Annotated in this window: 23 protein-coding genes; 13 read left to right on the top strand and 10 right to left on the bottom strand. The window is 34.5% G+C overall.

Translation table 11 applies throughout. The features are described 5' to 3' along the window. The first annotated feature begins 87 nt into the window (after positions 1–87). Positions 88–2901 (top strand): TonB-dependent receptor domain-containing protein, encoded by a 2814-nt coding sequence (locus ACE94K_RS13990; RefSeq protein WP_378173363.1) that lies wholly within the window; start codon positions 88–90, stop codon positions 2899–2901. Between the two features lie 87 nt (positions 2902–2988). Here ACE94K_RS13990 and ACE94K_RS13985 read toward each other — a convergent pair whose 3' ends face one another. From ACE94K_RS13985 to ACE94K_RS13970, 4 genes are all read right to left on the bottom strand, one after another. Further along, positions 2989–3795, bottom strand: a complete 807-nt coding sequence (locus ACE94K_RS13985) for an alpha/beta hydrolase (protein WP_378173361.1) — start codon at positions 3793–3795, stop codon at positions 2989–2991. Further along, entirely contained in the window at positions 3782–4657 is an 876-nt protein-coding gene (locus ACE94K_RS13980) for an alpha/beta hydrolase (protein WP_378173358.1), read from the bottom strand. The genes ACE94K_RS13985 and ACE94K_RS13980 overlap by 14 nt, the downstream gene beginning before the upstream one ends. Before the next feature lie 111 nt (positions 4658–4768). Continuing rightward, entirely contained in the window at positions 4769–5383 is a 615-nt protein-coding gene (locus ACE94K_RS13975) for a hypothetical protein (RefSeq protein WP_378173355.1), read from the bottom strand. Positions 5384–5500: 117 nt separating this feature from the next. Further along, entirely contained in the window at positions 5501–5851 is a 351-nt protein-coding gene (locus ACE94K_RS13970; RefSeq protein ID WP_378173353.1) for a 4Fe-4S dicluster domain-containing protein, read from the bottom strand. Between the two features lie 66 nt (positions 5852–5917). Here ACE94K_RS13970 and ACE94K_RS13965 point away from each other — a divergent pair, with 66 nt between their 5' ends. The 3 genes from ACE94K_RS13965 (at position 5918) to ACE94K_RS13955 (ending at position 9175) form a co-directional block, all read left to right on the top strand. Next, positions 5918–6979, top strand: a complete 1062-nt coding sequence (locus tag ACE94K_RS13965; RefSeq protein WP_378184290.1) for an acyl-CoA reductase — start codon at positions 5918–5920, stop codon at positions 6977–6979. Between the two features lie 127 nt (positions 6980–7106). Then, complete coding sequence (gene serC, locus ACE94K_RS13960; protein WP_378173350.1) at positions 7107–8171, top strand: 3-phosphoserine/phosphohydroxythreonine transaminase; 1065 nt, start codon at positions 7107–7109, stop codon at positions 8169–8171. 53 nt (positions 8172–8224) lie between these two features. Then, the gene (locus ACE94K_RS13955) at positions 8225–9175 is read left to right on the top strand and encodes a D-2-hydroxyacid dehydrogenase (RefSeq protein WP_378173348.1); all 951 of its coding nucleotides are present in this window, start codon (positions 8225–8227) and stop codon (positions 9173–9175) included. A gap of 85 nt (positions 9176–9260) precedes the next feature. On the opposite strand, the gene ACE94K_RS13950 is transcribed toward ACE94K_RS13955, so the two are convergent. Together ACE94K_RS13950 and ACE94K_RS13945 are read right to left on the bottom strand one after the other, a co-directional pair. Next, positions 9261–10970, bottom strand: coding sequence for a tail fiber domain-containing protein (locus tag ACE94K_RS13950; protein ID WP_378173345.1), 1710 nt, complete (start codon positions 10968–10970; stop codon positions 9261–9263). Positions 10971–10982: 12 nt separating this feature from the next. After that, positions 10983–11471 carry a T9SS type A sorting domain-containing protein gene (locus ACE94K_RS13945; RefSeq protein WP_378173343.1) on the bottom strand — a complete coding sequence of 163 codons (489 nt, stop codon included), beginning with the start codon at positions 11469–11471 and terminating at the stop codon, positions 10983–10985. Positions 11472–11746: 275 nt separating this feature from the next. Here ACE94K_RS13945 and ACE94K_RS13940 point away from each other — a divergent pair, with 275 nt between their 5' ends. The 3 genes from ACE94K_RS13940 (at position 11747) to ACE94K_RS13930 (ending at position 13498) form a co-directional block, all read left to right on the top strand. Further along, entirely contained in the window at positions 11747–12379 is a 633-nt protein-coding gene (locus ACE94K_RS13940; RefSeq protein WP_378173340.1) for a DUF937 domain-containing protein, read from the top strand. 135 nt (positions 12380–12514) lie between these two features. Beyond that, the gene (locus tag ACE94K_RS13935) at positions 12515–12934 is read left to right on the top strand and encodes a DUF6146 family protein (RefSeq protein WP_378173338.1); all 420 of its coding nucleotides are present in this window, start codon (positions 12515–12517) and stop codon (positions 12932–12934) included. Positions 12935–12973: 39 nt separating this feature from the next. Beyond that, positions 12974–13498 (top strand): DUF6787 family protein, encoded by a 525-nt coding sequence (locus ACE94K_RS13930; protein ID WP_378173335.1) that lies wholly within the window; start codon positions 12974–12976, stop codon positions 13496–13498. An 18-nt stretch (positions 13499–13516) separates the two neighbouring features. Here ACE94K_RS13930 and ACE94K_RS13925 read toward each other — a convergent pair whose 3' ends face one another. Genes ACE94K_RS13925 through msrA form a run of 3 tightly spaced genes read right to left on the bottom strand, consistent with a single transcriptional unit; the run spans position 13517 to position 15043 of the window. Then, on the bottom strand, positions 13517–13831 hold the full coding sequence (locus tag ACE94K_RS13925) for a hypothetical protein (protein WP_378173333.1): 315 nt from the start codon (positions 13829–13831) through the stop codon (positions 13517–13519). Between the two features lie 47 nt (positions 13832–13878). Beyond that, positions 13879–14475 (bottom strand): GTP cyclohydrolase I FolE, encoded by a 597-nt coding sequence (folE, locus tag ACE94K_RS13920; RefSeq protein ID WP_378173330.1) that lies wholly within the window; start codon positions 14473–14475, stop codon positions 13879–13881. Between the two features lie 10 nt (positions 14476–14485). Then, the gene (gene msrA / locus ACE94K_RS13915; RefSeq protein ID WP_378173328.1) at positions 14486–15043 is read right to left on the bottom strand and encodes a peptide-methionine (S)-S-oxide reductase MsrA; all 558 of its coding nucleotides are present in this window, start codon (positions 15041–15043) and stop codon (positions 14486–14488) included. Between the two features lie 148 nt (positions 15044–15191). On the opposite strand from msrA, the gene ACE94K_RS13910 reads away from it, so the two are divergent. From ACE94K_RS13910 to ACE94K_RS13885, 6 genes are all read left to right on the top strand, one after another. Next, a complete protein-coding gene (locus ACE94K_RS13910; protein WP_378173325.1) occupies positions 15192–17624 on the top strand; it encodes a DUF5916 domain-containing protein in 2433 nt (810 codons plus the stop codon). 53 nt (positions 17625–17677) lie between these two features. Then, a complete protein-coding gene (locus ACE94K_RS13905) occupies positions 17678–18346 on the top strand; it encodes an ABC transporter ATP-binding protein (RefSeq protein ID WP_378173323.1) in 669 nt (222 codons plus the stop codon). A 45-nt stretch (positions 18347–18391) separates the two neighbouring features. Continuing rightward, entirely contained in the window at positions 18392–19165 is a 774-nt protein-coding gene (locus ACE94K_RS13900) for a TIGR02757 family protein (RefSeq protein WP_378173320.1), read from the top strand. A 141-nt stretch (positions 19166–19306) separates the two neighbouring features. Further along, on the top strand, positions 19307–20767 hold the full coding sequence (locus ACE94K_RS13895; protein WP_378173317.1) for an alkaline phosphatase PhoX: 1461 nt from the start codon (positions 19307–19309) through the stop codon (positions 20765–20767). Positions 20768–20837: 70 nt separating this feature from the next. Then, entirely contained in the window at positions 20838–22604 is a 1767-nt protein-coding gene (locus ACE94K_RS13890) for a cytochrome-c peroxidase (RefSeq protein ID WP_378173315.1), read from the top strand. Positions 22605–22703: 99 nt separating this feature from the next. Next, on the top strand, positions 22704–23921 hold the full coding sequence (locus ACE94K_RS13885) for an ATP-binding protein (RefSeq protein WP_378173312.1): 1218 nt from the start codon (positions 22704–22706) through the stop codon (positions 23919–23921). Here the strand turns inward: ACE94K_RS13885 and ACE94K_RS13880 are convergent. Further along, complete coding sequence (locus ACE94K_RS13880; RefSeq protein ID WP_378173310.1) at positions 23918–25474, bottom strand: NAD(P)/FAD-dependent oxidoreductase; 1557 nt, start codon at positions 25472–25474, stop codon at positions 23918–23920. The two genes, ACE94K_RS13885 and ACE94K_RS13880, sit on opposite strands and share 4 nt — an antisense overlap. Positions 25475–25481: the final 7 nt, after the last annotated feature.

The raw sequence follows: 25481 nt of genomic DNA, 5'->3' as shown, positions 1-25481 counted from the left end.
ACTCAAAACTTGTAATAAGTAGTGTGCACCCTCTTGCTTTAAGATTTATTGAATATCTTTAAATCTTAAACCAATAAATATTATTACATGAAAAAACTCACACTCATTTTATTTGGCTTATTCACTAGTTTAGGATTTAGCCAACGAATTGTTACAGGAACAGTAACAGACACTTCCGGATCACCTATTCCTTTTGTCAATATTGTAGAAAAGGAATCTGATAAAGGAACAACAACAGATGATGACGGAAAATATACAATTGCTGTAGATGATAATGCAATTCTGGTATTTAGTTTCGTTGGTTTTCAAACTCAGGAAGTTCCGGTAGGCGCCAGAGACATAATTGACGTAGTTCTGCTAGAAGGTGAAGCTCTCAGTACTATCATTGTCGTGGGATCCAGAAGTCCAAAACGTACCGCTACGGATACACCGGTAGCAGTAGACATTATTGATATGCAAGACATTGTAACAAAAAGCGGTAAAATTGAAATCAATGAATTACTACAATATTCTGCTCCTTCATTCAATGCCACCAAACAATCAGGTTCTGATGGTGCGGATCATATTGACCCAGCCAGTTTACGTGGTCTGGGACCAGATCAAACACTGGTTTTAATTAATGGGAAAAGAAGACATTCTTCTTCTCTAATAAATATTTTTGGTACCAGAGGTAGAGGGAATTCTGGAACAGATCTTAACGCCATTCCGGCTACTTCTATCAAAAGAATTGAAATATTAAGAGACGGTGCCGCTGCACAATATGGTTCTGATGCGATTGCAGGAGTTATTAATATTGTCCTGAAAGATAATATTGATAAACTAAGCGGTAGTATCAGCTATGGAGCTTATAACACCAACGCAAAAGGTGATTTCCCCGAAGGAACTCCTAATACGGATGGTAATCGTCTTGATACAGAAAATGACGGAAACCGCATTGGAGATGATCAAGATTTTGACGGTGGATCTGTTAAAGTTACTGCTAATTATGGAGTAGGTATTGGCGATAAAGGATATATCAATTTTACGACAGAATATTTAAGCAAAAACAAGACTCTTAGACCAGGATTTGATTTTAGAAGAGGATTTGGTGAGGCAGCTATCGATGGATTTAATTTCTTTGCCAACGCCAATGTTCCGCTATCAGAAAAGACAGAATTATATGCCTTTGGTGGAAGAAATTATCGTGACACCGATGCTTTTGCCTTTACTCGTAATGGAGGTGAACGTGTTGTTACTGAAATTTATCCCAATGGTTTTACGCCACGAATCACTTCTAACATTATAGACAATTCTATTTCTGCCGGGGTACGAACCGAAACCGAGAATGGCTGGAAAATTGATCTTAGCAATACGTGGGGGAAAAACAATTTCCATTATTTCATTGAAGGAACATTAAATGCCTCACTAGAAACAAATTCTCCTACAGAATTTGATGCCGGAGGACATAGTTTAAGTCAAAATACAATCAATTTAGACTTCTCTAAGTATTATCCCAAACTTGCCAAAGGTTTAAACCTGGCCTTTGGAGCAGAATACAGAACTGAGAATTTTATAATTTTTGCTGGAGAAGCAGGATCATACGGAACATTTGACGCGAATGGAGAAATAGTGACTCCAAGTACTAATTTTAGAAATTTACCCTATTGGAGACCTAATGGTAATTTTGTCGCCACAAATTTCGACACTGTCGGAAATGAAATATTGACCGATTTATTCATTGATAATGATGGTTTAGCACAAAATATGAATGGTGATTATGTAGCCTATTCCGATGTTGCTGATGCTAATGGTAATTTCCCATTAGTTGTTGTCACGAATCCAGGTGATCGACAACGTATTGACGCTTTAGCAATTCAAAGACCAGGTGGTTCTCAAGGTTTTCCAGGTTACAGTCCTGCCAACGAAGTAGATAGATCCAGGACAAACTTATCATTCTATGCAGATGCAGAATTAGATATTACAAATGCTTTCTTATTAGCCGGAGCCGCCAGATTTGAAAATTATAGCGATTTTGGAAGCACCATCAACGGGAAACTTGCTTTTAGGATAAAAGCTACAGAAGATATTAATTTTAGAGGATCTGTAAGCACAGGATTTAGAGCACCATCCTTAGCACAAATCTATTACAACCTTAGATTTACAGATTTTCAAGGAGGTATTGCAACAGAAACCTTATTATCCCCAAACAATAGTCCTGTTACGGCTTCTTTCGGAATTGATCGGTTAAAAGAAGAAACTTCTATTAATGCATCATTAGGTGTCACTGCAAAGTTAGGTGATTTATCTGCTACCGTAGACGGTTATTATATTGATATTAAGGATCGTATTGTACTTACCGGTACTTTTGAAGCAACTGATTTTGACAATGTAAATGAAGCTCAATTCTTTGCGAATGGTGTTGACACCGAAACGGTAGGTATGGATGTTGTTCTTTCCTGGAAAAGTAACTACAGCTTCGGAAACATATCCGCAGTCTTAGCCGGAAACGTCAATAACATGTATATTACCGCTGTTAATACCGATTTGGATCCAGACATCTTTTTTGGAAAAAGAGAGCAAGCATTTTTACTAGCGTCTGCTCCAAGAAGCAAGTTTGCAATGAACCTGAACTATGATACCGATAAATTTAATGCTGGCCTTGGCCTTACAAGGTTTAGTGATATCACCTTAGTAGATTTCACTGATTCAGAAGATGAATACGGTGCTAAAATTACCGCTGATCTTACGCTTGGTTATGAATTTACTGATCAACTTAAACTTACGATAGGTGGAAATAACATTACCAATGAATATCCGGATCAACAAAATGATGGAGAAACAGAAGCTGGCGGATATTGGGATGCGGTACAAATGGGATTTAGCGGAGCATTTTATTACGCCAGACTGGATTTTAATTTCTAAAAAAGCACTGTCACATTGAAGCTTGTCGAGGATAAATAAATCCAGGTTTGGCACACTTCGACAAGCTCAATGTGACGGGCTATTTCTTTAAATTTTCTTACTCAAAACTTCACCAATTGTTTTTGTATACTTATCAAATTTCATTAAATCATTATGTGAGCCTCCCTCAATCGTTATCATTCTCTTATTTGATATTGGTATACTTTCAAAAAGTCTTTTAGCAGAACCGTAAGGAATCACGCCATCTTTGGTGCCGTGAAATATAGTAATAGGACATTGTACTTTCTGAATAAATTGGTTCGATGGAAATCTGAATTGTAATATCTGTTTGACCGGAAAGATTGGTAGCCAATGTGAAGTGACTTCCTCCATAGTGTTATAAGGGGTTTCTAGCACTAAATTACGCGGTTTATTTGTAGAAGCTACCTTTGTAGCAATTGCGGTTCCGAGGGATCTACCATAAACAACTATTTGATCTTCAGCATATTTTTCTAACACATAATCATAAAAGAGCTGAGCATCCGCATACAGATTTTCTTCAGTGATGGCACCCGTACTCTTGCCATAACCTCTATAGTCCATAACAATTACATCATATTCTTTTTTAGCAAAGAAAGAAGTTATATTTCCCCATTTGGACAGACATCCTTTATTTCCGTGAAAATATAAAATCACTCCCTTAGGATTTTTATTCTTAAAATAGATAGCATTTAAGCGTTCACCATCATTAGTTTCAATAAATATTTCTTCAAATGGATATTCAAACTCAAATATATATTCTTGTGAAAGTTTTTTAGGCTGAAATATTATTTTATGTTGAAAGAAGCTTACTAATCCTAACCCTATAACATATAATGCTAGTGCCCAAATTAGGACTTTTTTAAGCTTGGACATTTACTTTTTTTGAAGAGTGTCGAACACCAATACTAGTATTAGAAAGGTTTATTTTTCTCATTTTAGAATTTATAATCTCACCAAGCATACGGTGATAAGATTCAAAATTATTCAGATTTTTATGTCCTCCGCCAATGACCGTATACAATCGGGTTAGTTTAGGTTTTATTTTAGATAATTTAATACTGGATTTAAAAGGTATCAATTTATCGTGTGTCCCGTGTATAATATGAATCGGGCAATTCACGTATTTCAACCACTTATATGTAGGAATTGGATATCTCATAATTAGAGAAACCGGCATGAAAGGGATAAACTTGGCCGCTACTTTACTTAAACTGTAGTAGGGTGCATCCAGAATTAACATTTTTGGATTATTTATAGAAGCTAGTTTAGTAGCAAAACCAGACCCCATCGATCTTCCGTATAAAATGATGTATTTTTCATCTACCTTTTCTTTTAGCTTATTATACACAAATTGCAGATCTCTTTTGATTGCCTTAAAAGATCGTCTGCCTGTACTTTTCCCAAAACCCCTATAATCTAACATACATACGTCGTATCCATGTCTGGTAAAATCAACCGCAAATTTACCCCAACCTTTAATACTTTTAGAATTACCTTTAAGGTATAAAACTACACCCTTGGGATTTTCGACTTTAAAATGAAGTCCATTTATAACAGCACCATCACGTGTTTCTAGATTATATTCTTCAACAACCTGATTGTTATAATGGAACTCAAAATCCCTATCTAATTTCTCAGGTTTGAAGATAAAATACTCTTGCAAATAGTATAGTGCGATACTAGCAGCAATATAAAACCCAAGAATAATAATCGCTATATATCCCCAATTTGGCATATTAATATTCTTTTAAATGTGCTTGTAAGTAACTAATTTACAAAAAATTAAACATAGTTGAATAAAAAATCCTGCCGAAGCAGGATCTACAATTCATATTTCTATAAGATTTTAACGTCTCGCATCGTATATTCTGAAACGCACACCTACTCGTGCATAAATATCGAAGAATTTACTATTATCAGTAAATCGAGAAATTAATACTCCATCGCTTAAATTATTGGTAAAGTCGTTCATCACACCTGCTTCAAAAAAGATATCAAACATTTCGCCTATCATTTGAGAAAAACCTACTCCATAAACACCTCCTATTACTAATTGTTCATAAGCATCAGATTCTAATTCTTCTCCGAAAACTTCAAACTTAGTATTCAGCCTAAAAGAAGGTCCTACATTTACGAAAGCTCTAAAACGATCTTTCCCTCTTCCGAACAAATATCTAAACTTAGGATTAAAACCAACTTGTAAAGCCTTAAATTCACCAGAACCTTCAATCTCACTAGAACGTTGCACTAGATCTAATGAAAAAACAAAACTAGTTTTCGCACGAACACCCATCAGATAACCGTACCCTGCATTAAAATAAAAACCTGTACCAATTTCTGAATCTACATTTTCAAAATTAAGTTTAGAAAATGTTGGTCCACCAGAAACTTCCCAGCGATATTGACCATACGAAGTAACTGAGATAGTCGTCAATAAAATAAAGAATACTAATTTTTTCATAATTTCATGTTTAGATTTGAGGTTAAATTCTTGACGAAAATACTAAAATTTAAAAAATGAGTATAAAAAAACCTATCTAAACGATAGGTTTGTAGTAAATATCTATCCACTAGTCTCTTATTCTTTGTGCATAAATGCTTGTTTCTGTAATAAAAACTCTTCTGTTTCAACTACATCTTCATCAGGCACACAACAGTCTACAGGACATACAGCAGCACATTGAGGTTCTTCATGGAAACCTTTACATTCTGTACATTTATCCGGTACAATATAATATATCTCATCACTCACAGGCTCCTGGGCTTCTTCTGCGTTAACCGCTTTACCACCAGGAAGTACTACATCACCCTCTAGATCAGTCCCATCGGCATATCTCCAGTCATCAGCTCCTTCATAAATAGCAGTATTTGGGCATTCTGGCTCACAAGCACCACAGTTTATACATTCATCTGTTATTATAATTGCCATAGCTCTTTTTTATTCTAAATTTGCATTACAAAAATAACTCGTAAACTAGTGATAAACAAATTAGAGATGGGATTAAATGATCGAATCACCGCTTTTTCAGAATTAGGCAAGTTCTTAAGTCAATTCAAAAATACTGGTTATGAGAAGATTAGCAACATTAAATGTAACGACGATTTTTTTGACGGAATGATTCAAAAAATAGAATCTTCTAAACATCATAATGGCTGGTTTACCGAAGAAAATATTTTGTTTTCGTTGATGCAATGGAGTAAAATACTTACCAAAGATACTATCGAACAATGGATATCTTCGTATTCAGTTGAAGACGTTAGTACGAAGACTATAGGGATTATAATGGCCGGAAATATTCCTCTGGTAGGATTTCACGATTTTATTTCCGTACTGATATGTGGTCATAGTGTATTGGTCAAACAATCGTCTAACGACAATCAATTATTACCATATCTCGCTAATTATCTCATCGCTGTAGAACCTGGATTTAAAGAAAAAATTTCTTTTACTGAAGAAAGATTTACCGATTTTGATGCAGTCATTGCTACGGGAAGCAATAATACGGCTCGATATTTTGAACACTATTTTGGCAATAAACCTAACATCATCCGTAAAAACAGAAATTCTGTCGCCGTACTAACAGGAAATGAATCTAAGGCACAGCTAGTAGCTTTAGGTGAAGATATATTTAGATATTACGGATTGGGATGTAGAAGTGTTTCTAAACTTATGGTTCCTGACGGCTACGATTTTGACTTATTTTTTAAATCCATGTATCCCTACAATACTATTATCAATGGAGCCAAATATGCTAATAATTACGACTATAACAAGACCGTATATTTAATGAGCGATTTTAAGCTGTTAGAAAATGGTTTTCTAATGCTAAAAGAAGATGCAAGTTATAGTTCTCCGATTGCCACACTTTTTTATGAAACTTATACTTCTAAAGATGAATTGATACAAAAATTTGAAGCTGACAAAGACAAAATACAATGTATAGTAAGTGATAATTTTTCGGATAACAGTATTGATTTTGGAACAACACAGCAACCTGCGCTATCAGATTACGCAGATAATATTGATGTTATTGAATTTTTAACAAAAATTGATTAAATAATTTATCATTTTGACAATGATTTTGTTTTAGATTATTAGCACCTTTGTGGTGTTTTTTCTTACCGGTTTAAGGAGCCGGAAAACAACAAGAAAAGTAAATAATATAAAACTAGAAAAACTACTGATGAAAAAGCACAACTTTAGCGCAGGACCTTGTATTTTACCACAAGAAGTATTCAAAGAAGCATCTCAGGCTGTATTAGACTTTAACAACTCTGGGTTATCCATTTTGGAGATTTCGCACCGTAGTAAGGATTTTGTAGATGTAATGGAAGAAGCGCGTAGCTTAGCTTTAGAACTATTAGGGCTAGAAGGTAAAGGCTATAAGGTACTTTTTCTTCAGGGAGGAGCCAGCACACAATTCTTAATGGCTGCCTATAATTTATTACAGAAAAAAGCCGGTTACATTAACACAGGTAGTTGGAGCGATAAAGCGATGAAAGAAGCTAAGATTTTTGGGGAAGTTATTGAAGTAGCTTCTTCTAAAGATGCAAACTATAACTATATCCCAAAAGGATATGATGTGCCAGAGGATTTAGATTATTTGCACTGTACAAGCAATAACACCATTTTTGGCACACAAATTAAAGATTTTCCTACTACCAATGCACCTTTGGTATGCGATATGAGTAGTGATATCTTCTCAAGACAACTTGATTTCTCCAAATTTAGTTTAATATACGCAGGAGCTCAAAAAAATATGGGGCCAGCAGGAACTACCTTAGTAGTTGTGAAGGAAGATATTTTAGGTAAGATGGAACGACAAATTCCATCCATGCTGGATTACCAAGTACATATAAGTAAAAGTAGCATGTTTAATACTCCACCGGTATTTCCCGTTTACGTATCTATGCTTACTCTTAGATGGTTGAAAAATTTAGGCGGTATCGCTGCAATCGAAGAGCAAAATGAGAAAAAAGCGAAACTTATTTACTCTGAAATTGAATTAAACCCTCTTTTCAAAGGATTTGCTGCAAAAGAGGACAGATCTATTATGAATGCCACTTTTTCTCTGGTAGATGAAGATCTTAAAGAAACCTTTGATGCTATGTGGAAAGAAGCAGGTATCAGTGGTGTTAATGGACATAGAAGTGTTGGAGGTTACAGAGCCAGCATGTATAACGCCATGACTATAGAAAGTGTAGCTGCTCTTGTAGACGTAATGAGTGACTTAGAACGAAAAGCATAATAATCTTTCTTTACACAACTTAAAACTTAAAACTAAAAATTAAACCTTTAAAAATGAAAGTATTAGCAAACGACGGAGTATCAAAAAGCGGTATTGATGCGCTGGAAAAAGCTGGATTCGAAGTGCAAACCACCACTGTAGCACAAGATCAATTGGTTGACTATATTAATAAACACGAAATAAATGTATTATTGGTGCGTAGTGCAACCAAAGTCAGAACAGATATTATTGATAACTGTAGCTCATTAAAAATTATAGGTCGTGGTGGTGTTGGTATGGACAATATTGACGTTGCATACGCTCGTGAAAAAGGTTTGCACGTAATCAACACACCTGCTGCATCGTCTGGATCGGTTGCAGAGCTTGTTTTTGCTCATTTATATGGAAGCGTTCGATTCTTACACGATGCCAACAGAAATATGCCACTAGAAGGAGATAGTAAATTTAAGAACCTTAAAAAAGCTTACGCTGCCGGTACTGAATTAAGAGGGAAAACCCTTGGTGTGATAGGAATCGGTCGTATCGGGCAAGCAACAGCCAAAATCGCAATTGGTGTAGGTATGAACGTTGTTGCTTATGATCCTTTTATAGAAGAAGTAGACATCCCATTAGAATTTTTTGATGGTCAATCAATAAATTTTAAAATAAAAACAGTTTCTAAAGAACAAGTCCTTAAAGAAGCTGATTTTATTACATTACACGTTCCTGCTCAAAAAGAATATGTAATTGGTAAGTCTGAAATAGAACTAATGAAAAATGGGGCGGGATTGATCAATGCCGCTCGTGGTGGGGTTATTGATGAAGTGGCACTGGTAGAAGCCTTAGAGAATGGCAAACTGAGTTTTGCAGGTCTTGATGTATTCGAAAACGAACCAAATCCTGCGATAAAAGTTTTAATGAATAATAAAATATCATTAACACCACATATTGGTGCTGCAACAGGAGAAGCACAAGACAGAATTGGCCAGGAACTTGCCGAGCAAATCATCGCTATCCTAAAGTAATTTTTATTAAATAAACGATTTACAATATCAAAAAACGCCTCCTTTAAGGAGGCGTTTTTATTGATTAACAAAAATAATTTCTTTATTAGCCTTTTGTAATATCTATGTCAAGTTCAGAAATGATAGCATTGACCTTTGATGTTAATAAAGAAAGTTCATCAGACAAGTTTTTATTTTGCCTTTCGCTTACTTCTAACTCAGACTTTAATTCCTTAATAGCTTCAAGTAGTACAGGTACTAAACCATTGTAATTTACACTTAGAATTCCTTCTTCATCCTCTTTAACCAATTCTGGATACTGCGCTTGTACCTCTTGGGCAATTACCCCCAATTGTAAAGCGTCACCTCTCTTTTTAGTATCTTTCCAAACATAATTTACACCATTTATGTATTCTATTTTTTCCAAAGTACTTTTAAGAGGAGTTATGTTCACCTTTAATCTACGATCAGAATTTTGCGTAAGTGTTCCTGCCAATACTGCATTACCACTTCTTTCCACATAAAAAGCATTACTTCTTGCACTGGAAAAAAGTCCATTACCTATTACAAAAAGTCTACTATTCGGTCCTGAAACATTAGGATTTACATTATTAATAAAATTATACTGCCCGATAACAAATTGATTTTGTTCAGTCGACTCTGTGTTAGATCCAAATGTTGAAGAATTTGGTGCTCGACTAATCGAGTTATAACCAAAACTTACAGAATTTGAACCTTCAGCAGTAGCAAAAGAACCGCCAGCAAAAGATTGATCACCCGAAGCTTTAGATTTTTGTCCTAAAGCAACAGAACCTATTCCGCTAGCCTCTGATTCATCACCAATTGCAACAGACTTTTCACCACTACTTTTTGTTCTAAAGCCTAAGGCTGTAGAATACTTTCCTATGGCATCTGTATCGTATCCAATTGAAGTAGATATGAATCCAGAAGCCTCTGCAAACGTCCCTAATGCAATCGTATAATTACCGCTGGCAACAGATCTATATCCTGTAGCAATTGAAGAAATACCCTTAGCTGTATTTAAATAACCAAATGAAGATGAATATGTACCTGAGGCTATATTATCTTTCCCAAACGCAACAGACCAGTCACCAATATTAGTAATATTCCATTGCGATCCCCTAGCCTCTCCAGCTCTAAAAGCCCCTTCATTCTTACAGAAAATCACTCTCTTATCATCATTAGTTCCCGAAACATCATTTATACTACTACTACCAAAAACAAAGCTATCACGACTTATATCTCCCAAAACATTTGATGTAACAGCTGATGTTGTTGAGAAAGGAGAACTTCCATTAACCTGTTTTCCATTTGAATCGACATTTATCAAAGAAAATTCATTACCTATGAGCTGCAATCCTTTACCCGCAGTATATTGAGTATCTTTATCATTCGTCACTGTTTCTGCGTGTAAAGCATATGGAACACTTAATAATTGTGAAGTTCCAATTACCGAAAAGGAGTTGCCTCCTTCAATATCAATGGCAACTTCTAGCCAATGAGAATCTTCAGCCCAAGAGATAGTTCCTAAACCACCAGAACTTTTAGTTTTTCCTTCTCCTACTTTAAGCGTAAATAATCCGTAATTGTTGGTTACAGTACTATGCATTTCTTGATATAGTACTTTACCAACAGCATTTCCTTTAATTATTTTAAACTGTACACTTATTTCCTTATTTACTATCACTGCACCAGAAAAATCTCTAGCTACTGCTTGATAATTGAATGATTTTGGAGCTTGTGCTTGCAAAATACTAATAAAGAGAAAACATAATACTTTAATTAAGTTCTTCATTTTATAAATTGATTAGTTAGTTTTTAAAATTCTATATATGTTGGAATGATTATTTATATCGGTTACACGCAGTAAATAGGTCGCAGAGGGTAAATTAGAGATGTCTATAGACTGTTCGGATTCTTTAGAAACTTTTCCTTTCACAGAAGTTTTTTGCAGTAAAGAAGTATATAGCGAATATGATATTTCAGAAGAATTTGTTTTTAAGATAAATACATTTTTTGTAGGGTTAGGCCAAACTTTCACCTGTACATTAGGATTTTTACTTTCCTCAGCCTTATCAATTCTTAAACCTTGATGAAAACCCTGAAATAAATCAATTTCAGAACCTTGAAGATCAATTGTTGCTAGCTCACCAATTGTATAATCTAAAACAACTACTTTACTTGACATCGAGTAACCTGATGAGGACAAAACACTCTGCCCTCTTATATTTGGCTGAATAATAAATATTAAGATCCAAACAATTATTTTACTAAGAATTATTAATCTATCCTTCATGAATATTTTAGTTTTTATTGATTATATTTCTTAGTAACATATCTCAGAAAAAAAGTTACCCGCATTCTTCTTGTATTTTTTTTAAAAACCTGATTATTCTAAAATCCATATAGTATTCAATACAAATAAATATAAATGGCTGATTTCCAAAAAGTCTATATTTCATCGAGTAAAAGTCAACTTAATCGATTAAACAAATAAAATTGACACGCTAAAATGAAGTTCTTATTATTAAAAAATGTAAATTTAAATCACATAATAAAAATTTATAAAACATGTCTGGATTATTAGATTTATTAAATAGTGATATTGGCAAACAAATGATTAGTGGAGTTAGTAGCCAAACTGGTCAATCCGAAGGTAAAACAGCCGATGTACTCAGTATGGCGTTACCAGTTTTAATGGGCGCAATGAAAAAAAACGCTTCGACTCCAGAAGGTGCCTCTGGTTTGATGAATGCCTTGTCGAGCAAACACGATGGAGGGATTCTTCAAAACCTAGGTGGATTGTTTGACGGAGGAGTTGATGAAAACACTATGCAGGATGGAGCTGGAATTCTAGGACATATCCTTGGACAAAAACAACCAGAGGTAGAAAATGCTCTGAGTTCGCAATCAGGTATCGATGCCGGATCCGTTGGCCAAATCCTTAAAGTTGCAGCTCCTATTCTAATGGGTGTATTGGGTCAACAAACTCGTGCTAACAATGTAAACGATTCTAATGGACTAACTTCTTTATTAGGAAGTATGCTTGGTGGACAACCAAAACAAAATCAAAGCCTAATTATGTCTCTTATTGATTCTGATGGAGATGGTAGTGTTCTTGATGATGTTGCAGATATTGTTATAGGCTCTAGTAAGAAAAAAGGCGGGCTTGGTGGATTACTAGGTGGGCTTTTCGGAAAATAAGATAGAAATATTTAATAAAACACAGTAAAAGAGTTTTGATCAAATATCAAGACTCTTTTGCTATTATCAGGGATAATATAAAAATGTTAAACACAAATAGTATTCAATCTACTTTTTGTAATTTGTACATTAGTTATGAAAAACAGTATTTATATATTTATTATAGCGTTGTGCATCTATAGTTGTGGAACTACTAAAGACAGAAAGCTGGATGCTACATCCACAAATGATATCTCAGATACGTTGAGAATTGCAAATGATGATTTAGAATACGAGATCATCATTATAGAACCTGGTTTTAATAATTGGTTAGTTACCCAACAACCCAGAGGATATTATAATCAACAATTTTTGGAAGTTAGAAATCGACAGTACGTAATTGAGTACAATCAAAGAGTAGTTCAGCCGCAACGATTCAATCCTAACTTATACATACAGCAGATAAATTATGATCAATATACCGATTATGGATATGAAGTAAACTATCTTCTTTTTAACTATTTTAAATATTTTGAACAACGGTATAACCAGAAATTTTTTGTAAGTAGAGGCTAAAGGTTTTGACACAAAAAGTTTAAGTCGTATTTTAGCCCCATGCAAAAATTTAAAGATCGTTGGGAAATTAATGCCAACTGGCAACTTCTTTTTCCTTTCCTTGGATTAATAGGATTATTAATTTCGGCATTCTTAATTAGTAAAAGATTAGTATTTGGTCTTTTAAAATTATCAGCAACTGATGATTCCTATGTTCTGGCGGTATCATTAATAACTATATTTCTCTTTATACCGTTACTAGGTTTAACATTAAGGATTTTTGATGCATTAGAAAAAAAATGGAATGTTACGTACCGTTGGGAACTAATTGCCATTTTTATAGCATTTGCAATTACAGGTTCTACTGCAGCTCAGGTCTCTGACCCTATACTAACGCTTCTTGGTTTAAGTAGGGAAACTACAAATGGTTGGATTTATTGGCCTCTTCGAATATTATTAATATTCCCAATATATCAGGTAATTTTATTAATCGTAGGATGGCTATTTGGACAATTTAAATTTTTTTGGTGGTTCGAGAAAAAAATGCTCCGCAGAATGGGGTTCGCTCGATTTTTAAAGGATTAGCTATCTACAAATAAGAGTTTATTTAACGATTTCAACTTCAATAATTTTCGAATCCTTTTCTGAAATATCCTCTTTGTTAAGTACAAAAGTATAAATCCACATTAATGTAAATGAAGGAATAATATCTGTGCCCGGAATAATTTCTTCAATAAAAGTAATAACCGAAGCTATTTTTCCTTTCTTTCCTGGATACATATCCATCATCTTTTTTGCAGCATAAGGCGCCCACAAAATATCTAAAAAAGGACCAATAAAAGGAACTGCTAGAGAGGCCATTCCAATAATATCATAAATGAGACCTTTTTTTAATAAATTATATTTTTCTTTTTTCATAAGTTTCTATTTACTAAAGATATAACAAAAAAAATGCCAAAAAATTGTTATGCCAAATCCGCAGTAATCAATCTCAAAAACTCTGTACGGGTTTCAATTTTCTCAAACTGGCCCCTAAATCCTGAGGTAGTTGTTACCGAATTTTGTTTTTGTACGCCACGCATCATCATACACATATGTGCTGCTTCAATAACCACAGCGACACCTTTAGGCTTCAAGGTTTCATTTATACACTCCAATATGTTATGAGTAAGTCGCTCTTGTACCTGTAGCCGTCTGGCAAAAACATCCACTATTCTCGGTAATTTACTTAGGCCTACAATTTGACCATTAGGAATATACGCTATATGTGCTTTACCAAAGAAGGGTAACATATGATGCTCACATAAAGAATAGAGTTCAATATCTTTTACGATTACCATATCATCATAATCCTCCTTAAACATTGCACTTCTTAGAATTTCTTCAGGATCTTGGTGATAACCCTGCGTCAAGAATTGCATAGCTTTTGCAGCTCGTTCAGGAGTCTTTTCAATTCCTTCTCTGTTTACATCCTCTCCTAGGTCTGTGATTATGGATTTAAATTTATTCTTGACATCGTCAGTAACTTTTATATTATATTCCTCGAATTTATTATATGGCATTATATCGTTATTAGTTCTGTATTTCCTTCTTTAATTTATTCTTAAAAGTATTTTGCAATTTACTTAGTTTTGGGTTAATCACAAATTGACAGTATCCTTGATTACTATTTTGATTATAATAATTTTGGTGGTAATCCTCGGCATTATAAAAAGCACCAAGTTCACTTACTTCTGTTACAATAGGATCTTCAAAAACTCCTTCGGCCGTTAGATTTTCAATAATAGATTGAGCCTGCTCCTTTTGTTCTTCATTATTATAGAATATTGCGCTTCTGTATTGAGTACCTCGATCCGCTCCTTGCCTGTTTAATGTCGTTGGGTCGTGAGTAGCAAAAAAAACTTCTAATAACTCTTGATAACTAATGATTTTTGAATCATATTCGATTCTAATTGCCTCTGCGTGACCTGTTCGTCCGGTAGTAATCTCTCGATATGCAGGATTTTTTATAGTTCCCCCTGTATATCCCGATATCACCTTATGCACTCCTTCTAATCTCTGAAAAACTGCTTCGGTACACCAAAAACATCCACCCGCAAAAACTGCTATCTCCAAGTTATTTTTTCCCATAGTATTGTTAAAATGTAAATATTGTTTAACTAATGTACGCATATACTAAACAGTCGTAATACTTTTTAACTTTTCATTAGTATGTCATGTAGTTGTACAATCCTAGTTTTGCAAGTAAGTCGAAAAAGTAAGGATTTTTTTACAAAACATGAATAAAAAACTACGCCCTATCATAAGTGTGCTTGTGCTGTTGCATACATTTGTTTTATTTAGTCAGGAAAAAAAAGAAATTACTGCAAAAAGAATCACAAACCCTCCTAAAATTGATGGCATTCTGGATGATCAGGTGTGGAAAGACATTCCCGCCTCAGGAGATTTTAGAATGTGGCAGCCAGGAAACGAAGGAACAATTCCGGAAAATCTTCGAACTGAAGTTAAAATGGCTTATGATAACAAAGCTGTATATTTTGCAGCCTATCTATATGATGATCAACCTGATAAAATCCTAAAACAATTTAGTCAAAGAGATAATGTATTTGCACAGGCTGATTTTTTCAACATATCGATAAACACCTACAATGACGGGATCAACGAAACACGGTTTTTTATTACAAGTGCAGGAACAATAGGAGATGCACGAGCGGATCAATTTAGTGAGGATTTTAGCTATAACGTGGTTTTTAATGCCAAAATATCTTATGATGAAAAAGGTTGGTACGCAGAATTCAGAATACCATATAATGCTTTGCGGTTTCCAGAAGTTGAAGTACAAGATTGGAGCATCAATTTTTACAGACGTTTACAAAATAGAAATGAGACACATTCCTGGAACTTTATAAATAATGAAGTTGGGCAGCGTACACAATATAATGGATTGGTGAAAGGAGTAAAAAATATTAATCCTCCTTTGAGACTAACCTTTTTTCCATTTGTTCAAGGTTTGGGAACGAGCATTGATGGAGAAACAGAAACTGATTTCAGTGCAGGATTAGATGTTAAATATGGACTAAGTGACAGCTTTACTCTGGATGCAACATTGATACCTGACTTTGGACAAGCAGCTTTTGATGAAGTACGCCTTAATCTGGGACCTTTTGAACAAACTTTTGGAGAAAATAGACAATTTTTTACTGAAGGAACAGAACTTTTCAATAAAGGAAACATTTTCTTTTCCCGCCGTGTAGGTAATGGCCCAACTGGTTTTGTGTCTAGTGATGATCTAAATGAAAATGAAATAGCAGAAGACAACCCTACAAAAGTAAATTTATTGAATGCGCTAAAAATTTCTGGAAGAACCAAAGGAAATCTTGGAATTGGTTTTTTTAATGCTGTAACCGAAAAAACTGAGGTTCGTATCACAGATACAATTACGGGAAATCAAAGAAGTAAAGTTGTGGAACCATTAGCCAATTATAACATTTTTGTATTGGATCAGCAATTTAACAACAATTCTTCCTTATCCTTAATCAATACTAATGTTACCCGTAACGGTAGTGATTTTAGAGATGCAAACGTAACTGGTTTGGTTTGGAATCTAGCTAATAAAGCAAATTCTTATCGTCTTACAGGTCGATCTATTGTAAGTCAAGTAAATCTTCCTGGTGATAACATTGCTGGCTTTAGATCCGAATTAGATTTTGATCGTATTAAAGGAAAATGGAGATATGGTTTTGGTCACGACTTGGCGAATACGACTTTTGATATTAATGACCTGGGAGTAAACTTTAGAAATAACTTTAATAGCTTTAGAATAAGCACATCTTATCAAATCTTTGAGCCTACTAAAGTATTTAATAATTATCGAATTAACCTTTTTGCAAGACATCGTAGATTGTACGAACCCAGTGTTCAAACATCTAACTCGATAGGTGTAGATTGGTTTTTTGTAACCAAAGAACGTTTCGCTTTCGGTGGATTTACTATTTATGACTCTGATACTGATGATTATTTTGAACCAAGAGTAGATGGTCGGTTTGTAACTTTTAGCGAAAACCTTGGAGTAAATATGTGGGTTTCCTCTGATTACCGTAAAAAGTTTGCTTATGATGTACGGTTATTTCATCGTAATTGGTTTGAAGATGATCAACAAACGTATAGTATGAACCTTTCTCCAAGGTATAGATTTTCAGATAAACTCTTGGTAATTTGGTCCACAGACTACTCCATCAGAAAAAGAAATTTTGGTTACATTGATAATAATGAAACTGATATTTTCCTGGGACAAAGAGACATTACCACTGTAGAAAATTCACTGAGTGCAAGCTATAACTTTGATCCGTATAAAGCAATTAATCTTCGATTTAGAAACTTTTGGAGTACTGCGGATTATACTGAAAATGTGTTTTATGTACTGAATGATGATGGTACACGAACACAAACGGATTATGACACTTCTGCAAACGATCCAAATACGAATTTTAATATTTGGAATCTGGATCTAAGTTTTAGTTGGAGATTTGCTCCTGGTAGCGAGGCAACCCTACTCTATCGTAATCAGATTTTTAATCAGGATGAACTTTCCACCATCAATTATACAGATAGTCTTGATAATCTTTTTGGGCAACCTATTCAGCACACATTGTCCTTAAGAGTTGTTTATTTTCTTGACATTAATAATTTAAAAGGTTCTTTTAAAGGATAATCTTGGCGATTTTTAGGATATTAGTTACTTTCACGGTTTCAAGAACTAAATAGATGATAAGAGCGAAGAATATTCATAAGAATTACGGGGATTTACACGTACTAAAAGGTGTTGATTTACATATAAAAGAAGGTGAAATTGTTTCTATTGTAGGAGCTTCTGGTGCAGGAAAAACTACCTTACTACAGATTCTTGGAACACTGGATAGAGCTTCAGAAGTTAAGGGAAGTGACTTATCCATAAATAATAATATTATCAATTTTCTTTCAGAAAAACAACTATCCAAATTTAGAAACGAACAATTAGGATTTATTTTTCAATTCCATCAACTACTGCCTGAATTCACAGCTTTAGAAAATGTATGCATTCCGGCATTTATCAAAAAAGTACCAAAAGCTGAAGCAGAAAAAAGAGCAAAAGAATTATTAGGTTTTTTAGGCCTCGAACATCGATGCGATCACAAACCCAGTGAACTTTCCGGGGGAGAACAACAAAGAGTTGCAGTTGCCAGATCTTTAATTAACAATCCAAAGGTAATTTTTGCCGATGAACCTTCTGGAAATCTGGATAGTGAGTCTGCCGAGAATTTACATAAATTATTTTTCAAACTGAGAGATCAATATGGTCAAACTTTTGTCATTGTAACCCATAATGAAGAATTAGCAGATATGGCAGATAGAAAATTAGTGATGGTAGATGGTAAAATAGTTGATAAAACTTAGAATAGTTAATTCAATTATAGAAACTACAACTCTGAACAATACCTTGTGAAGAAACTAAGCAAAACTGAACTTAAAGAATTTCTTGACGAAAAAGCTTTCTTTTATGAACAACCAAAATTCATAGAAACAGATCCCGTTCAGATACCCCATCTTTTTACCAAAAAAGAAGATATTGAGATAGCCGGTTTTCTTACGGCGACCATTTCTTGGGGAAATCGTAAAAGCATTCTCAATAATGCGCATAAGTTAATGGAGCTTCTGGGAAATGCTCCTTACGATTTTGTACAAAATCATACAGATACAGATCTTGAAAATTTGGAAGGTTTTGTTCACAGAACTTTTAATAGTACAGATCTTACTTATTTTATAAAAGCATTACAAAATATCTATCGTAAGTATGGCGATATAGAAGGCTTTTTTAAACAATTCGGTAGTGAAACACATTTGCAAAACGCTATCCACTATTTTAAAAAAGAATTCTTCACTTTACCGCATCTGTCTAGAACCCAAAAACACGTAAGTGATCCGCATAAAAACTCTGCAGCAAAAAGGATCAATATGTTCTTTAGATGGATGGTACGAGATGCTAAAGCTGGTGTAGATTTAGGAGTCTGGAAAAATCTATCTCCTACACAATTATCTTGTCCTTTAGATGTGCATTCGGGTAACGTTGCTAGAAAATTAAACTTACTAAGTAGAAAACAAAACGATGGTAAAGCGCTATACGAACTTGATGTTAACTTAAGGTTATTAGACCCCTTAGACCCTGTAAAATATGACTACGCATTATTTGGATTAGGTGTTTTTGAAAAATTTTAACTTAGAATTATTCTAAAGAATAACAATCTGTTTACATTCTAAACATTAGATTGATGTTTCTTTAATAAACATAAAACATTACGGTAAAGAGAATCCGCAAGCGGTCACAGTAAATTTGTGAAAACAAAAATTCACACAATCATGAAAAACTACTTAAAACTACTTGCGCTAAGTTGCGGTTTGGTACTGATCTCTTGTAAAGACGATGACAATAATACAACTCCACCTATCGGAGAATTAATTGAATTGGAAAGCAGATCAAATTCACCGGTTCTTTTAAAGAAAATGTCTGGGTTTACAGATATTGAAATTTACAATTTACTTTCGTCAGAAGACACGTATATTCCGAATTTCACTTACGGATCTATGGCCGATGGAGCAGGTTTATTGCGCAATGCAGATGGAACGTATACTTTGATCAATAATATAGAAGCAGATTACGCAATAGCGCGTATCACTCTTGATGAGACCTTTAAACCTATTAAAGGAGAGCATATATTAAACGCAGTAGCCACCGCAGAAACAGCTCAATGTTCTGGTTCAATGGTTACTCCGGAGGAACACGGTTTTGGTCCCATATACTTATCTGGTGGAGAATGGGGAGGAAATTCTAAAGGAGTTTTTGCAACAGATCCATATAGAGATCCTGCCGTTGCCTCAACTCCAAGAATGTTGACTGCTATGGGACAATGGTCTACCGAAAATGCAGTGGCTATAGGAAAAGATGCGTATCCTGATAAAACGGTTGTATTTATAGGAGATGACAATAGTAATAATGAAATACCATCAGGTCAATTAGGAATGTATGTTGGCAATCGAGGTGATCTTGAGGGAGGAAAATTATATGGTTTAAAAGTAACTTCACCTGGTATTACATACGAAATGGATATGGAAGAAGGAACTGCATATGATATGGAGTTTGTAGAACTTACAGAAAAAAATATTGATTTATTGGATGCTGAAGCCAAATCAAAAGGTGTAATGGGATTCTCTCGATTGGAAGATATTGATTGGAGAAGAGGCTCTGCTGCTAATAACAGAGAACTGTATCTAGCTGTTACAGGAAGAGATAAACCAGACCTTATAGGAAAAGGTACCCGTTCTGGAAGAGTGTACAAAGTAGTTTTAAACGAAAATGATCCTACAGGGGCTGGAAAAATAACCTGTGTGCTTGATGGAGATAAAGAAGGAGGTAAAGCTGAAGCCTTCCATAGTCCTGATAATATTTTAGTAACTGAAAACTATGCGTATATTCAGGAAGACCCTAATGGAATACAAGATTTTAAACCTGCTTCAGCTCATTATGCACGATTATATCAGTATGATCTTAACACTGGAGTTTTAAAGGCTGTATTAGAATGTGATCAGGTAAATGCCGCCGCACAAGGATACGGACCAGCAGATAGAACATGGGAAATTACAGGAATGATCGATATAACTGATATTATCGGTGTGGATGAAACATTCATTTTAATTACCCAAAACCACGGTTGGGAAAGAGCTGACGGTACTCCTTTTACCGATCCTACTGCAAATCCAAATGTTGCCGATAGTAGAAAAGAAGGTAGTATGATGTATGTCATTAAAGGATTAGGAAGATAGATCATTCATAAAATATATGAATCGCATGAAATTATTGTTCACTAACATAATTAAGAAGGGGGCTTATCTTATGATGAGCCTCTTCGCGTTTTTCTTTCTTTTTTCTTGCGAAAAAGAAAGAAAAACAGCACAGACTACTAAGATCCCTTTCAATACCAAAATGCACCAACAATTTGAGAACGATATCAATTTAGCAATTGCACATTTGGACAGCATAAAACAAAATCCAGCAAAAATTGAATATTATTTTAAAGAGTCCAGAAAGTATTTTAAAAAGTTAGAACCTGTGTTGTCGGCTTTGGATATTGAAAACTATGGTTTTTTGAATCAGCCAAACATTCTAAAAGTTGAAGAAGAAGATTTTACGGATATAAAAATCAAATCACCAAGTGGTTACCAAGTACTGGAAGAAGAAATTTTTGTGGATCAAATAGATACCTCAACTATTTTTAAGCACGTTAATTTAGTTTCTGGTAGATTAAAGCTCGTACAAAAGAATACGGGATTTGATCATTTAAAACAGTATCATTTTCTTTGGTTATTTAAAAAAGCTATAGTGAGAATAGCGCTAACGGGCATAACCGGTTTTGACTCTCCGGTTCTCGAAAACTCTTTAGAGGACTCAAGAATAGTGTATCAAAGTTTGCAGACGTATTTATCAATGTTTAAAAATGAGTTTCATGACCAAAACTTATTGAAAAATTGGGAAGATGAGATACAAACTACCATAAAAACCTTAACTGGAGATTTTAACGAGTTTGATAGATATCATTTCATTAAAAACAGAACAAATCATCAGCTACAACTATGGAATAAAACAGTAACTGATTGGAATGTAACATTCCCTTTTGAATTGGCAATAAAAAATGACGCGCCTTCGCTTTTTTCCAATCAAACCTTTAATGTAACCTATTTTGCGGATAGAAATCATAAAGAAATAACGGATGAAATGATTTTCTTAGGTAAGAAATTATTTTACGATACTAATCTTTCTAAAAGTAAAAATATAAGTTGTACAACCTGTCATCAGCCTGAAAAAGCCTTTACTGATGGTCTAAAAATAGCTAAGGGCGTTACCCGAAATAGTCCTACCCTACTTTATGCAGCGCTGCAACAGGATTTTTTTTATGATAAAAGAGCCGGTGGCTTGGAAGGACAGATCATAAGTGTGGTTGAAAATGATAATGAGTTTCATTCGGATTTAGCAACATTAGAAAAAGCAGTAATGAATGATCTAGAATACGTAAAACAATTTGCCAAGGTATATCCTAATCGTGAAATTAATAACAATGATATTAGAAATGCTTTAGCCAATTATATAAGAAGCCTGATTCCTTTCAACTCTAAATTTGATAGAAATATCAATGGTTTAGAAAATACGCTTTCATCAAATGAAATTAATGGTTACAATCTGTTTAATGGAAAAGCCAAGTGCGCAACTTGTCATTTTGCACCATTGTTTAATGGCACTGTTCCGCCGGATTATAAAGAATCTGAAATGGAACTAATCGGTGTTCCTAAATACAAAGACACGGTCGGTGCAATTATCAGTGATGATTTAGGTAGATACGAGGTTTATAAAACTCCGGAAAGGAAGCATTTTTTTAAGACTCCCACAGTACGCAATGTTGGATTAACTGCTCCGTATATGCATAACGGAGTCTACAACAAACTGGAAGAAGTGATGGATTTTTACAACCGTGGTGGAGGAGCTGGGGTTGGTATCGAAGAAGAATATCAAACATTGCCATCGGATCCTTTAAACCTAACAGAAAATGAAATAAATGATATTATTGCATTCATGAAAAGTCTAAACGATAATACATCCGAATATTAGATAAAAAGGATTTTTTGGACATTGATTAAAGGGAAATCTCAATTTGTGATATTTTTTTGTTAATTTTATTAAGAATTGTTTCATACAAGGCAATTCCTGATGAAGATGATTGCACCGGCACTCCCCTTAAACGAAGAATTCAGAATTGAGGCATTAAAGTCATTAGACATTCTCGATACAAAGCCTGAAAATGAATTTGATGAAATCACAGCACTTGCTGCGTATTTGTGTGATACGGAAAGTGCTTTAATATCATTGGTAGACAATGACAGAGAATGGTTTAAGTCTTCATATGGATTTGCTGCCAATGAAATCCCCAGAAAAGAATCATTTTGTGCACACGCCATCTTAGAACCGGATGCTCCCCTTATAGTTCGCGATGCCAGATTAGATGAGCGTTTTTGTGATAACCCTTTGACTAAAGATGGAACCGTTATCTTTTATGCAAGCATTCCTCTTATTGATAAAAACGGATTTGCACTGGGCACTTTATGTGTGATCGACAGACAACCCAAAGAACTTAGCGATAAGCAATTAGAAGCATTAAAATCTTTAGCACATCAAGTAGTTATTCTATTTGAACTTAATAAGAAAAACAAAGACCTAGAAAAAGTAGAAGATAAACTTCGAAAAAGAAATGAATCTTTAAAAGAATTTGCGAGGGTAATTTCTCACGATCTTAAAATGCCCTTAGCCAATGTAATAACGACTTCTGATTTATTAAAACTGAAATTAGCCAATAACTTAGACCAAGAAACTTCAGAATATTTCAATTATATAAAGCAATCATCATTTACAATGAGTGATTATATAAATGATGTCCTTGATCATTACGAAAGTGATAGTTTGGCTCAAAATAAACCTGAAAATTTTAAACTCAATCACCTCTTAAAAGAAATTGCAAAATTACTAAGTATAAAGCCAGACTGTACTATTCATTTTCCGGAATCCAATCCTACCCTAAATTGCAATAAATCGGCATTAAAACAAATATTCTTTAATCTGATAGGAAATAGTATCAAGTATAACGACAAGGAACAAATTATTATAGACATAGAACATACCGAAGATCCGATGTTTTATTATTTTAAGATTACGGATAATGGAATGGGTATTCCTAAAGATAAAATTGATTCAATTTTTGAATTATTTACAACCGCTAATGGTACCGATAGAAATGGTAATAAAGGCAACGGAATAGGATTATCCACTGTAAAAAAATTAGTTGAAAATCTAGGGGGCTGCATCAAGGTTAAATCGATTTTGGGAGTACAAACAACTTTTGATTTTTCTATTAAAAAACAATACGACTTTTAATCAACAGTAGCAATGCAGGCTTCGGCACATTTTTCTCCATCAATCGCTGCAGATATTATTCCGCCGGCATAACCAGCTCCTTCGCCGCAAGGATACAATCCTTTTATTTGTGTATGTTCTAAAGTATACCGATCTCTAGGAATTCTTACTGGAGATGATGTTCGGGATTCGGGAGCATGCACTACCGCCTCATTTGTAAGATATCCTCTCATACTTTTATCAAAAGCCTTAAATCCTTCTTGAAGTGTTTTATGAATAAACTTCGGAAAAACTTCTCTTATATCCACAGACGTTAACCCGGGTTTATAGGAAGTCTCTGGTAAATCCAAAGATGTTTTTCCTTGTATTAAATCTACCAAACGTTGCGCAGGTACTCGTTGTGTTTCTCCTGCTAAATACCACGCGTGTTGTTCTATTTTTTTCTGAAAATACATTCCCGCTAAAGGACCATACTTAGAAAACTCTTTAAAATCTTCTAAACGTAATTCTACAACAATACCACTATTAGAAGTAGGTTGATCTCTTTTTGATGGTGACCAGCCATTGGTTACTACTTCTCCGGGGCTAGTAGCACAAGGAGCAATAACGCCTCCTGGACACATACAGAAGGAATACATTCCCCTACCTCCTACTTGTTTCACTATACTATAAGGAGAAGGTGGAAGATACGGCCCACGTACTTCACATTTATACTGTATTTGATCAATTAATTGTTGAGAATGTTCTACTCTAACACCTAAAGCAAATGGTTTAGCTTCAATATCAATCCTTTTCTTATATAGCAATTCAAAAATATCTCTGGCAGAATGTCCTGTAGCCAATATAACTTTTTTCGTTTCGATTACATCTCCGTTATGAAGCATTACTGCATGGATTTCAGAATTTTTAATCTTGAAATCCGTCACTCTGGTTTCAAAATAAATCTCGCCTCCGTGTTGTTTTATCTTTTCTCGAATAGACGCAATAATGGCTGGCAACTTATTAGTCCCTATATGTGGATGTGCTTCTACTAAAATCTGATCTGTAGCTCCAAAACCAACCAATAAAGTAAGAATACGATTGACATCTCCTCTTTTTTTAGAACGTGTATATAACTTTCCGTCGCTATAAGTACCTGCGCCTCCTTCTCCAAAACAGTAATTAGAATCCTCATTTACTATGTGATCCCTGTTTATGGCTTTAAGATCTCTTCTTCTGCTTCGTACATCTTTTCCTCTTTCTAATACAATCGGTTTATATCCTAATTCTACACAACGTAAAGCCGCAAATAATCCAGCGGGCCCGGCTCCGATAATCACGATCTCTTTCTTGCTTGAGACATCCGGATAGTCTGGTAACTGAATAGATTCTTCAACAAAATCCTCTTGCACATATACCTTAATTTTCAAATTGACTTTTATGGTCTTTTGCCTTGCATCAATAGACCGTTTTAAAATTTGTATGTGTCGGATTTCATCTTGGGGAAGTCCATTTTTCCTAGATACCTGAGTTCTTAGTTGATCAGGATTTGCCGCAACCTCTGGTGAAACTTGTATGCTAAATTCGTATTGCAAGGGATCT

The organism is Aquimarina besae (genome assembly GCF_042434905.1).
In the GTDB taxonomy this organism is placed as follows: Bacteria; Bacteroidota; Bacteroidia; order Flavobacteriales; family Flavobacteriaceae; genus Aquimarina.
This window is presented reverse-complemented; position numbering and strand designations above follow the sequence as displayed.